Genomic DNA, 12,271 nt, shown 5'->3' with positions numbered 1-12,271 from the left:
GCCCATCACATTATATTTTAGTATTCTATAAACCTACGATTTTATCATCAATCTGAGAGGTTTACACAGAATAATTTACACTACCGAATTGTTACATGAAAAAAATTTAAAACAAATATATGGTACGATGAAAACATATTGTTTCTCAATAAAGTAACCATACAATTTAGGTTGTATATTACTATTGGCCGGCTGAAAGCCTTTTTTCAATAATATCTGTCTTAATTTTGATTCTTCTTCTGAAAACTCTGGAACTGAAAAACAGCTAGAATATATGTAGCCTTTATCAATTTCATAATCTCTTACTAATGAAAAATATGGTTTAATATTATTTCTTTTATCTATCCCTACTTGCTTTAATGAATCTACGAATTCCGGAACATACTTAATATTTTCTTTCTGTATATTCACTCTAATCACCACTTCTAGATTTTCATTAGCTTGCAAAAGATTATTAATGATTCGCCTATATGTTCCTTCTCCATTTTTTAAAAATCGTGTTCTGTTATGAATTTCCTCAGGACCATCTATAGTTACTTGAGCAGTTTTAATCTGCATTTGTACAAGTTCATCTGATATCTCCTTTGTAAGGCCATAACCGTTTGTAATTATCATACCTGACACTTGCACATCTTTTTGAGATGCTAATTCTATCAATTTATTTTGCATAATTCGTATTTCATGAAGTCCAAGTAATGGTTCTCCACCATACCATGTAACAAAAATATGATCGACACTATCTATTCTCGATTCAACATATTTTATAATTGCATCCATTACCTCTGTTGTCATTTTTTTTACTGGATATTTTTTATCTTTTTCATAACAATATGGGCATCTAAAATTGCAATTCATTGTCGGAATTAGAGTCATTGTTAATGCTTTATTCGCACCAAATCTTCCTCTATAATGCATAGATTTAATAACATTAAACTCATCAAAATTCTTAGGAATTATAAAACCTCCTTCCATTAATTGATTAATTATTGCGTTTGGAAGTTCTGCTAACTCTTTCATCGAATCTAATTTTTTAAAATCACATTTATCAAAATTATCTCTATACTCCTCATCAACACTAGCATACCCACCCGTCAATGCGTTATATAGAAATAATTTGCCCGATAATTCTACTTTTTGATTGTACCTTGAAAATTTTAACTCTTGTAATCCACTTTCCATTTGCTTTTCCTCCTATTTTTTTGTATATACCAACAACTCCAAACTCTCTGTATGGTATATACAATTTTTGTAAGTATAATAATATAACATAATCCTACTGTTTTTTTTCACATGTAAAAAAACAGTAGAATTATGTTATATTTTCTCTCTTGATAAAAAAATCCCCCATGAATCTATATGCTCATTACATATAATAATTTGATTCACTCTATATTTTCGATAAATTCCAAAGCTTTATTTATAAACTAGAATATTTAGTCCTATAAAACCAATATCTTATTCATGCTCAAAAAAGAATGGCATAGCAATTAAACTACTACGCCATAAAACTCTAACTCCCTTAAATTTCTTCACCCATCACAAGCTTTTTTAATTTATATTGATCCGCAAACAATTCGCACCACTCAATAAATGAAATATCATTCTTCGAGTCTAATATATCAAGCCATTATACATATTTCATATATAATAAATTTTATATTAACATAAAATTATTATATCTTATCTTTTGCTTATTTTATAAATTTTTCATCCTCTTTAATATCTCTTGATAAAACATCTCCTTATTATCAGCTCTTTTCAAATTTTCAATTACTTGTCCATCTTTTAAAAAGATAATCCTTTTACAAAAACTAGCAATCATAGGATCGTGAGTTACCAAAAGAATTGTTTTTCCCATTTCTCCATTTATGCTTTCCAAAGTACGCATTACAACTTCTGAAGAATTTGAATCCAAATTTCCAGTAGGTTCGTCTGCTAAAATAATTTGAGGATTATTAATTAATGCTCTGCAAATGGCAACCCTTTGTTTTTCTCCACCAGATAACTCATATGGTTTTTTATTTAGCAATTTATTAATATTAAATTTTTTTGTTAGATTTTCACAAATTTTCTTGCTTTCCTCTATTTCTGCTTCATCTAATATTCGTGGAAGCAAAATATTATCTTTTATCGATAAACTGTCCATAAGACAAAAGTCCTGAAAAATAAAAGAAAGTTCTGTTCGTCTGATTTTTGCCAGTTCTGTTCCATATATTTCTTTTGTATCTTTTCCTTTATAAAACACCGTTCCTTTTTCAGGTTTATCAAGCATCCCTAGAACTTTTAATAATGTTGTTTTTCCACATCCTGAACGTCCCATAATACCAACAAATTCTTTGGGTTCTATCTGAAAAGAAATATTTTCTAATACAGGACAACTCACTTCTTCCCCCTTACTCGATATATAATTATAACCTTTTTCCAAATGATCTACTGCTAAAATGTTTTGATATTCTACCGGCTTCATCTTTACTCCTCTCTTTCAATTCTTATAATATTTCTAATTCCAAAACAAATACTAATAAAAAGAAAAAGAAATATAATTCCAGTTATCGTCCCCATTAATTTCACCGCATATTGCTTGATCCATTCTAGCGATAATTTCTTTAAATATACCTCTGTCCCCATAAAAATAGTTGAAATTACTACTCCAAATATAATTGGAATTCCTCCTGTCCAAAAACTTTCTTTCATAATACTTTTTCTTATATTTCTATGCGTCATGCCTCCTTGAGAATAAAATATATATTTCCCTTTCTGTTCTGGGAAATCACATTCCATCTTAATGCTTAAAACAAAAAAGGAACATATTAAAAGAACGAATATATTAATAATTGCCGCCGATACATTAATAATTTTTGTTTTACTTATTTGTAACAATAAATTTTTTTTCTCGTAAACGATTCCGCTCCCATTTGTATAAGCACATATTTCTTCAATAACCTTCTCATAATTTTTCGGTATCTGCACCATAACTATAAGGTTGGGACCCTCAACCCTATTACATACCTTTTGATAATATGAATCTGAGAACACAATAATATGTTCCGAAATTTTATTTCCAAACACGCCTGTAAGAATTTTTTCTTCTTCTCCTACAATATTAAAAGATGTATCAAATTTGTTACTTGGCGTAGGGACTCCAGTTATATACTGCCATAGATCATCCTTTGCTTCCCCCATATAAATTCTTGGTTTCTTTGTACCAAAATCAATTCCCAAATAATTTCTTTCTGATCTTTCTCTCTGATAAACAACATATATTTCATTGTCTTTCAAATCTAATGATTCTTTTGTCCATTTTTCATATGCTGAAGCAGAAATTCCCATATGCTCCCCTTGATCAGTTGTTGTCACTCTAATACAAGGTTGTTTTTTTACTTTTATCTCATACTTTTGTTTCAGTTCGTCTATAAATGCTATATCTTTGTCACTTGCCATCCATACTACATCATAAGGATAATTCTGTGGTTCATTAACCGGAATATTATCGAATATAACTATAGAAAACCCATATAATGTAACTATAATAAATTCAGTAATTATAAAAGACATATTAATATTATAAAAAAATCTATGATACCAATTATCTAACCATGTAATTTTTTTATAATATTTATTTTCCTTTTTTCTTAGATAGCACAAATAATATGCCCCTATAGAAATCATTCCCAACAGTATTCCAATACTCAACAAAATTAACGGTATCCCTTTTGAAACTTTTCCCCAATAAAACCATAAACTAATATACGCAAGAAACATAAATGTCATTCCTAGAATAAACACTTTAGGTCTTGTTTTTACAGGTTTTCCACTTTTTTTCCCACAAGACAATAGAGAATCCATCCCCAAGCAAGAGATTGCTTCATCAAACACAATAAACAAAAGTCCGAAAACACAAAAACCGATAATTATAGTCATCCGGAAAGGCGAAAATCCATAATTTATCTCTGTAAAAATTATATTTGCAAAGATTTTTTCCAGTTCAATCTTTATAATTTCAGATAATATTGCCCCAAACAATATTCCGCCTAATATAGAAATCACAACAATTCCTAAATATTCACATCCAATAAATATGTACTTATGCCGTTTCTGAATTCCCATTACATCTAGCAAAACATAATCATAAGATCTTTTTCGTATATACGAAAAAATAATCAGAATCACCATAAAAAACAGAAGAAGGTAAGTTATTGAAAAATCAAAAAAGCTATAACTTTCTTCCGCATTACCTGTTATCTGTCCATCAATTATCCACTGTAAACAATCACTTAAAGAATTTGATAAAAAGATAATTGTGACCATGAATATACCACATATTAGTACAAGTATATAATCTTTCCAATGATTTTTTAAACCACCAAAAAAAACTTTTTTCACGGTAATCCCCTCCCCTGTTCTTTTACTAATTTAGCATTTTAATAATATTTTCTCTGAATTAGTATAATATGTATAATTCTGGTTATTCATCTATAATTATAAACATATCTTCAATTGTGACATTAAATACTTTTGCAATTTTCGCTGCTAACACTAATGATGGATTATAGTGTCCATTTTCTAAATGACCTATTGTTTCTCTTCTCACTCCAACTAATTGAGCCAACTCCGTTTGACTCATCTTATTTTGTTCTCTAAACTCTTTAATATTTGTTATTATCATATATGTCTTCAACACTCTTTCGTTCTTGTTTTCCGTACCATGCTAACATTACAATAAAAAACAAAAGCGCTATTAAAAATATTATTCCAAATCCTCTGATAATTGAAATTCTTATCGCACTAGATATATTATATTTTTCCAATATTGTAATTAGAATAATCATCACACTATTTAAAATAATCTCCAATATAAACGCTCTAGTTGCTGATTTTCTTATATTCAACCAAAATAATTCATCAGCTGGCATATTTCTATATGTAAGAAATATGAAATATATCAAGAACAATTGCAACATAAAATCTCCTGTATTAATACCTATCACTCCCACTATTCCTAACCATCCAAGATAGGATATCGGATTAATTCTTTTTTTCATATTAATCTCCTCCTTGTTATATATTTATAACATTTATTGTTATAAATATATAACAAGGAGGAGATTCTGTCAATAGAGTTTATATATATCCATATCCCACTATCACTATTCCCCCCAATTGATAACTTCTTCTTGCCACCATATTGCTTGTATTTCCTTCAATCGTATTCACTCGTCCATTCGCTACATTCACAACAATCCCTACATGGTCCACCTGTCCATCCTTATTCCAATCAAAAAAGATAAAGTCTCCTGCGGATGGTGTATAGCCTTTTCCTTTCCAACTTGCTCCTACAGCACAGCTTGAAAACTTCAATACTTCAAAAAAGTATTGAGACTCTAGAAGATTACCTGGATCGGCTTAAAAAATATAATCATCAGATACATATATGTGGAAAACGCAACAGCTATTCCAAGACAGACCACGATGCCACATTTATGCGGATGAAGGAAGATGCTATGGGAAATGGGCAGCTGAAGCCAGCTTACAATCTCCAACATGGTGTGGATTCCGAATACATCACATGGCTTACGATCGGCCCACAGCCTACAGATACTACAACCTTGATTCCATTTTTGAAAGACGCTCAGGAACATTTGAAATTCAAATATAAAAATATAACGGCAGATGCCGGATATGAAAGTGAAGAAAACTATCTATTTTTGGAATCAAATGGACAGCTGTCTTACATAAAACCTGCCAACTACGAAATTTCTAAAACTCGTAAATACAAAAATGATATTGGAAAAATTGAAAACATGGAGTATGATTCTGCGGCGAATAGCTATATCTGCCGGAATGGAAAAAAGTTAGAGTGGGAACGTGTCCGCCATGTAAAAAGCAAAACTGGCTATGTAAGTGAAAAAACGATTTATAAATGTGAGGACTGTAACGGATGTCCGTATAAGAGTGAATGTATCAAGGGCAACAACTGTAAAACACCTATAGAAGAAAGGACAAAAACGCTTCAGGTTGCAAAAACATTTTTGGAACAAAGAAAAGAAGATTTGGAACGGATTCTTTCCGAGGAAGGAATTCTTTTCAGAACAAATCGGAGTATACAGGCAGAGGGCTCTTTTGGCGCTTTGAAGCAGGATATGCAGTTTCGAAGATATTTAAGCAAGGGAACGTCAAATGTACTTGCAAAAAGCACACTACTTGCCATGGCAAGAAACATAAGTAAACTTCATAATAAGATTCAAAACGAAAGAACCGGAACACATTTGTTTCCGATAAAAAGTGCCTAAATTTAGACTTTCCAAAATGAATTTTCAAGTCATCAAAAATGGCTTGTTAAAGTGCGCTCTTTGTTATCGAGTAGTATGGTAAATCTGGGATTTTGGATAGGTTTTGTTCTTAAAACAGCAAAAATGAAGCCGCTTCACGATTTATTAATCGTTAAAGCGACAGCCCCCTTTTATGCTCGGAAGCGGTAGCCAACGCCACGTACTGTTTGTATATAGCGTGGTGCTTCCGGCCTTTCTTCTATTTTCTTTCTTAGATTCTTGACTAACCCATAGACACGGTTATCCACTTCTATTTCCACATCATTATATATATGCTGGTAAATCTGCTCTTTCGTAAATACCCGTTTGGGATTCATAATGAGCAACACTAGGATATCAAATTCTTTTACCGTCAAAATAATTTCCTGTTCCCGGATCATTACCAGTCGATGCTCCAGACAAATATATAAATCGCCTTCCCTTATCTCTGTGAGAGGATTTTTTTGCTGTCGGTTGTAATTTGATAGATTTTTTCTTGTACCAATAGTTGATACCATATCACCAAGAAGATAGTGTGCAAGTTCTTTTTGCTGTTTGTCATCAAGCAGAAGTGACAATTTCTCACCAAGCTGCGTACCTGTTTCTGATAAATCAAGTACAACTAATTCCCCATAGAACCACCTCACAATCATATAATAGTCCAGCTGTCATTTGACAAAATTAAACTTTATGAAATTGATGGGCATAGCGAAACAACTCATTTTACAAAAGTCAAAAATAGTGCAAATACGCCAAACCCTACAATCAGTAACAACCATAAAGCAGATATAATCGTGGAGATAATATTTACCGCATTGCGGGTTTCCTTCTTTCTCACACAGATAATAGACAACACAAATCCCACCAAAGTACAAATGATATTCGCTCCAGCAATTGCAGTCTGTGCTCCGCTGATTAAAGAAATTTTGAACATGGGCAACACATAAGAAACCAAACAAAACCGTAAGTGCCCACATAACCGCCACGCAAGGGAGCATCGTCAGGAACAACCCCAAACACCATTTCGGCAGGTACAATAGGGGCATTGTTTCCGTTATACCGGAGTTGCAAGCCATCCTGCAACAATAAAAACGACAAAGAATACTACCATTTCCATGAAAAGATAGAATACCAGTACGCAGAATTTTGCAAGCGACAGTGTCTGTCTATCGACCGGCAATGCAAGCATTTTCATAATCCCGTTATTCTGTGTTTCCCTACCTGCAATCATCACACAGACTAAGGGTGGTAAACGAATTCGTTCATTCGAATTATTCAAAAAAGAGACGGTTTCTCGTAAAAATACAAAAAACCGTCTCTTATATTATTATGGTCAAGTTTTATATTGTCGGTATTTCACTTTTCCCATAATTAACGTTATAGCTGTTAACAATAATCCTGATATCATAATATTCAAATACGTATTATTATGATTTATTTCCAAGACGACTGCAACCATCATCATAACGATTAGAACTACTTTCAATTTGCTTACGAAGCTTTTATAAGGAGTGAAATCATGGCAAAAGATCCAATTAAAAAAGCAGAAAACGGCACTTATTATTTTCGAGCCAACCTCGGATATCATCCTGTAACCGGAAAACAGATTCAAAAATACCGCAGCGGATTCTCAACAAAAAAAGAAGCCCGTGCCGAGTATTCCAAATTGATTCTTGCATCAACGGAAGAATTAGCTGATAAGAAGGAAGACATTACCTTCAAAAAGTTTATTGAAGAAATCTATCTTCCGTGGTACAAAACTCAGGTGAAAGAAAGTACTTACAAGAATCGTTACTCGACCATTCAAAAACACTTTGCCTATTTCTACAAGAAGAAAGTGTCCGAAATAGAAGCGATAAATGTACAGACCTGGCAGCTCAAGTTGGCAAAACAATTCAGTCCAAACTATGTACGCATTGTTCAGGGAATGTTATGTTTAGCTTTTGACCGGGCGATTATCCTCGGACTTGCAAAGAAGAATCCTGCCCGCATGATCGGCAATATCAAATCTAAAAAAGTAAAGATCGACTTCTGGACTTTGGAGGAGTTTCAGAAGGTAATATCCCTGCTGTACAAAGGTGACTACTACGAGCACTATCTCTTCATCTCGTTCTGGCTTTTATTTATGACTGGAATGCGTATTGGAGAGGCTGCCGCCTTACAGTGGGATGATATTGATTTTGAAACAGGTATGCTGATTATTAGTAAAACACTGTACTATAAAACAATGAATGACTACAAATTCGTTGAACCTAAGACGCAGGCAAGCAACCGTACCATTTATATTGATGCTGATACCATCAAGGAATTACAAGAATGGAAGGCTGTCCAGGCAAAGGTTTTACCAAATTGTGGATTCGTCCTGAGTTATAACAGTACACCCACCAGCAAAACAACACTTCCAAGAGCATTGGAGAAATTGGCAAATTTAGCTGGTGTTCACAGAATCAAAATTCATGCCCTGAGACATTCGCATGCTTCCCTGCTTATCAGCATGGGCGAAAATCCACTGCTGATTAAAGAGCGTCTTGGACATGAAAAAATACAGACGACACTAGGAACTTATGGTCATCTGTATCCAAACACCAATATTGAGATTGCAAAGAAGCTGACCGGGGTTCTCAGCTACCAGTCAGCTTCTCAAAGTATTGCTAATTATACCAGTAATCAGCATACTGCAATGTATCACAAAGAAATATAAAAATGCAATGATAATGCAATTTCAAACACCCAAAGCCGCAAAGCCCCGTGGTTACGGGCTTTGTAGCCCAGCGTCAACTATTCAAACTCGGCAAGTTCAGAGATGTTCTTAAATATATTTGTTTAAGTTTTATATCTTTTTTGCCGTTATTTTATTTCTGTTGCATATATTATTTTGGCTCGCTGATTTTCTGTTGCCAATTTGTTGCCACTTCATTATAACCGCTTAGGTACTAATTGACAATTCATATTTTGAATTATATTTTAAATTTCAATTCAGCATACCCTTTCTCTCCCTTATCTCTTCCATGCCTTTTTTATTGCTTCGACGTCTAAAGAATGCCATTCCTCTTTCCATAATTGCAGATAAGGTATATCGGTTGATGACGGTTTTAAATCGCATTCTTCTACCTGAACAATTGACGGTAATATCACTGCATCTCCAATAAGTAAACATTCCCCGGCTCTTAAAACTGGCATTTTATCTACAATGTTTCCTAATGTGTCTGGCAACAATCTTTTCACATAATTCTGATCTGCAGGATTAGTCAAACGTAATGACAAAAAATTATTACATTGTGAAAAAATTGTTTCGGATATTTCAGATGGACGCTGACTTGCCAACATCAGTGAAATTCCATATTTTCTTCCTTCTTTAGCAATACGTTCTATGGATTCTCTTGATGCCCGATATTTTGCCATATCATTATTAGGAACATACTTATGAGCTTCTTCATATACTAATAATATTGGCACATCATTGATAACCTCACCTTCTCCCGTACTATTTTCCGCTCTCATCCGCTTATAATAATATCCAAATTCAAATAAGATTCTTGAGATTAATGAAACAGTTATACTCAATACATCAAATGGAACACCACTCAAATCTAAAATTGTAATATTTGATTTTGCCTCTTCTTGATATCCTAACAGTTCATGTAATGTTTCTTCAAACGAAATTTTCTTTGAAGCTTCTCCGAATAAAAATTCTAAACGCTTGTCATTTATTTTATTTTCCAATCTATCTATAAAATTTATCAGACTTCCGTTATTTGTTCCAGATGCAGAAGAGCCTGTATATTCAACTTCTTCCTCAAACAAACATTCAGCTTTTTTAGTATCATAATTATGTGTTTCTCCATCTGCTGTTTTATACGGAATATTATTATTTTTATCTTTCTTTTCATTATTTCTATTTTTGATATACATAAGTATTTCATCGACATCAAAAAAGAGCGGTGAATCGAAATGTATTTTTTCCTTTAAAGCAGAATCTCCATTAAAATGTTTTTTTCGGTTATTAACAATTGCTTCTTTCAATACATTTCTTTGTCTATGATCATTGGCCTCTGTATCAATAAAAAGCTCTTGTAATTCATCACTATTTAACAACCAGTACGGCAATACTAAATTAGATATATCAATAAAATTAGCATTCGGAAATGCAGTATGATACTCCGAATGAATATCAAAAACAACTATATGCGAATTATTTAATCCTTGATATGTTCCCTTTTTTGAACTAATTGCCTTTTGAAGTATTTTTGCTACAGAATGAGATTTTCCAGATCCTGTTGACCCAACAATAGCTATATGTTTATTAAAAAATTTATCTCCATCTACTGGCACTGAAATAGTTCTATCTGTAGATAATGTTGAGAAACTAAACTTTTTTTCATCTTCTAATGATTCTTCAAAGATTTTTTGAATTTCTTCTTTTTTGGCAGGTTCAACCTTTTTAGGTGGGATTGCAATTGTATCTCCACCTCGTTCAAATCGCCCATTTCGAATTATGCCTAAAGGATTCGCTTCCAATATATATTTTCTATTTGCTTCTCCGCTTTGATTAACTCCGACTTCAATATTGAAATTTTCAATAATTGCTATCAATACTGCATTATCATTATCTGCAATCCGAAGGTATGATCCTACCTTAAGTTTTTCTTCTGCTAATTGAAAATTTTCTAAATCATCAACTGATATTTTCACCTTATTCGGCAGAACTGCAATGACTTCTGCATTAAGTTTTTCGTTTTCTTCCATCGTTCTTTCCCCTAAATCATCATATTAATATCTTCTGTTTTAGAAATTTGTATTCCATAACAAAGATTTTGATTACTTTCATAAAATGGTTCTTTCAAATAGAATTGATAAATCATTTTAGTTCCTGTTGCTTTTTCTAAAATATCATCCAAATTTTCAATATGGTTAATTATTTTTACCTTTATATCATTTACGTAATTTGCTCTCCGTATAATAGAATCAACCATAAATTCTGCTCCTAAAAAATCATGTCCATCCCATAACCGTATATCTTCATGTTGTAATTTTTTCTTCACACCTACTAATCGTTCTTGACTAATTCCATTCAAATAAACATAGGGACAAAATGGTTTTATTTCCCTGCTGGATAATTTACTCCAATTTTTGGATATCTTTGCAATCAGTGAAACAATTTGTGCATCATTTATCGTCGTATCACATTCAACCAAAAAAAATCTTTCATATGGAGACACATTTCTTTGTGAAAAATATTGTTTCCGTATATCTGCACAATACTCTCGTATTCCCTTGAACTGTAAATACCATTTATCAAACAACATTTTTTTATTGTTAATTTTGTCCAAAAACTTTCTTTTGCTTACAATTCTCTCACACATTTCCTGTTGTACAGCTATTTCTTTAACTAATCTAAGAGCATTATTATAATAGTAATATTCTGCCTCAAATCTATCACATCTAAAAATCTCTTCTAAACCACTTATTACTTTATCCTGCTGTTCTTGATAATCTTCTGCATTAATATCAACATCTACCTTATCCAAGAACTCCTCTATATCTTTATCAGTTAAGTTTAGTTCTTCATGTAACACATGTACCACTTTCTTTTCAGTATATGTAAACAAATTCTTTTTTGCAAATTCTACAGTTAACATTCCTGGATATTTTTCTTGCCCCGATTGATATTTGCCATACAGTTTATATCGTATTTTTCTTTTTTCTGGAGTTCTATTGACATAATCTTTAAGCATAAGTCTAATTGGTTTTGCAATAACCGAATGATTATATTCTGTTTTCGCATAATACTTACACTGTACGGCAACCATTTCTTTTTCTTCAAGAATATCAACGTCTTCTATTCCCTCTATTGTCACAGTATCTGCTTCATTTACTAAACTTATTAATTGAAAAATAAAATAGTCAAACTGATAATAATATCCTTTTATTGTATCTACCGCATCCCTGCTTCTTGCCATATA

General features: G+C 32.3%; 10 protein-coding genes and 2 pseudogenes. 2 read left to right on the top strand and 10 right to left on the bottom strand.

All coding sequences use genetic code 11. From position 1 onward, the window contains the following. Nucleotides 1-75: 75 nt before the first annotated feature. From OCV72_RS12740 to OCV72_RS16900, 6 genes are all read right to left on the bottom strand, one after another. Nucleotides 76-1,179 carry a radical SAM protein gene (locus OCV72_RS12740; protein WP_055284211.1) on the bottom strand — a complete coding sequence of 368 codons (1,104 nt, stop codon included), beginning with the start codon at nucleotides 1,177-1,179 and terminating at the stop codon, nucleotides 76-78. A gap of 517 nt (nucleotides 1,180-1,696) precedes the next feature. Further along, entirely contained in the window at nucleotides 1,697-2,467 is a 771-nt protein-coding gene (locus tag OCV72_RS12735; RefSeq protein ID WP_055284210.1) for an ABC transporter ATP-binding protein, read from the bottom strand. A gap of 2 nt (nucleotides 2,468-2,469) precedes the next feature. Continuing rightward, nucleotides 2,470-4,383: an FtsX-like permease family protein gene (locus OCV72_RS12730; RefSeq protein ID WP_055284209.1), complete on the bottom strand. Its 1,914-nt coding sequence runs from the start codon at nucleotides 4,381-4,383 to the stop codon at nucleotides 2,470-2,472. 82 nt (nucleotides 4,384-4,465) lie between these two features. Beyond that, nucleotides 4,466-4,666, bottom strand: coding sequence for a helix-turn-helix transcriptional regulator (locus tag OCV72_RS12725; protein WP_006426613.1), 201 nt, complete (start codon nucleotides 4,664-4,666; stop codon nucleotides 4,466-4,468). Further along, on the bottom strand, nucleotides 4,647-5,042 hold the full coding sequence (locus tag OCV72_RS12720; RefSeq protein ID WP_055284208.1) for a DUF3796 domain-containing protein: 396 nt from the start codon (nucleotides 5,040-5,042) through the stop codon (nucleotides 4,647-4,649). Before OCV72_RS12720 ends, OCV72_RS12725 begins: the two co-directional genes overlap by 20 nt. 79 nt (nucleotides 5,043-5,121) lie before the next feature. Next, nucleotides 5,122-5,358 (bottom strand): CHAP domain-containing protein, encoded by a 237-nt coding sequence (locus OCV72_RS16900; protein WP_155515236.1) that lies wholly within the window; start codon nucleotides 5,356-5,358, stop codon nucleotides 5,122-5,124. On the opposite strand from OCV72_RS16900, the pseudogene OCV72_RS12710 reads away from it, so the two are divergent. Further along, nucleotides 5,358-6,290, top strand: a pseudogene (locus OCV72_RS12710) (transposase); the annotation flags it as partial. The gene OCV72_RS16900 and the pseudogene OCV72_RS12710 overlap by 1 nt on opposite strands. Nucleotides 6,291-6,460: 170 nt before the next feature. Here OCV72_RS12710 and OCV72_RS12705 read toward each other — a convergent pair. Together OCV72_RS12705 and OCV72_RS12700 are read right to left on the bottom strand one after the other, a co-directional pair. Beyond that, on the bottom strand, nucleotides 6,461-6,961 hold the full coding sequence (locus tag OCV72_RS12705; protein WP_242859263.1) for a winged helix-turn-helix domain-containing protein: 501 nt from the start codon (nucleotides 6,959-6,961) through the stop codon (nucleotides 6,461-6,463). Between the two features lie 300 nt (nucleotides 6,962-7,261). Continuing rightward, nucleotides 7,262-7,551: pseudogene (locus tag OCV72_RS12700) on the bottom strand (ABC transporter permease); the annotation flags it as partial. A 276-nt stretch (nucleotides 7,552-7,827) separates the two neighbouring features. Between OCV72_RS12700 and OCV72_RS12695 the strand changes: the two are divergent. Then, nucleotides 7,828-9,009 (top strand): site-specific integrase, encoded by a 1,182-nt coding sequence (locus OCV72_RS12695; protein ID WP_005333347.1) that lies wholly within the window; start codon nucleotides 7,828-7,830, stop codon nucleotides 9,007-9,009. 296 nt (nucleotides 9,010-9,305) lie between these two features. Here the strand turns inward: OCV72_RS12695 and herA are convergent, their stop codons facing one another. After that, the gene (gene herA / locus OCV72_RS12690) at nucleotides 9,306-11,054 is read right to left on the bottom strand and encodes an anti-phage-associated helicase HerA (protein WP_055284207.1); all 1,749 of its coding nucleotides are present in this window, start codon (nucleotides 11,052-11,054) and stop codon (nucleotides 9,306-9,308) included. A gap of 11 nt (nucleotides 11,055-11,065) precedes the next feature. Continuing rightward, on the bottom strand, nucleotides 11,066-12,268 hold the full coding sequence (locus OCV72_RS12685; RefSeq protein WP_055284206.1) for a DUF4297 family anti-phage-associated protein: 1,203 nt from the start codon (nucleotides 12,266-12,268) through the stop codon (nucleotides 11,066-11,068). Nucleotides 12,269-12,271: the final 3 nt, after the last annotated feature.

It is taken from the genome of Dorea amylophila, assembly GCF_025567265.1.
Taxonomy (GTDB): domain Bacteria; phylum Bacillota; class Clostridia; order Lachnospirales; family Lachnospiraceae; genus Dorea_A; species Dorea_A amylophila.
The sequence above is the reverse complement of the archived record's forward strand: the minus strand, read 5'-3'. Positions and strand labels throughout refer to the sequence as shown.

What these genes read in the sequence shown, in the direction of transcription:
- OCV72_RS12740 (WP_055284211.1), bottom strand. Translation starts at nt 1,179, where the DNA reads ATGGAAAGTGGATTACAAGAGTTAAAATTTTCAAGGTACAATCAAAAA.
- OCV72_RS12735 (WP_055284210.1), bottom strand. Translation starts at nt 2,467, where the DNA reads ATGAAGCCGGTAGAATATCAAAACATTTTAGCAGTAGATCATTTGGAA.
- OCV72_RS12725 (WP_006426613.1), bottom strand. Translation starts at nt 4,666, where the DNA reads ATGATAATAACAAATATTAAAGAGTTTAGAGAACAAAATAAGATGAGT.
- OCV72_RS12720 (WP_055284208.1), bottom strand. Translation starts at nt 5,042, where the DNA reads ATGAAAAAAAGAATTAATCCGATATCCTATCTTGGATGGTTAGGAATA.
- OCV72_RS12705 (WP_242859263.1), bottom strand. Translation starts at nt 6,961, where the DNA reads ATGATTGTGAGGTGGTTCTATGGGGAATTAGTTGTACTTGATTTATCA.
- OCV72_RS12695 (WP_005333347.1), top strand. Translation starts at nt 7,828, where the DNA reads ATGGCAAAAGATCCAATTAAAAAAGCAGAAAACGGCACTTATTATTTT.
- herA (WP_055284207.1), bottom strand. Translation starts at nt 11,054, where the DNA reads ATGGAAGAAAACGAAAAACTTAATGCAGAAGTCATTGCAGTTCTGCCG.
- OCV72_RS12685 (WP_055284206.1), bottom strand. Translation starts at nt 12,268, where the DNA reads ATGGCAAGAAGCAGGGATGCGGTAGATACAATAAAAGGATATTATTAT.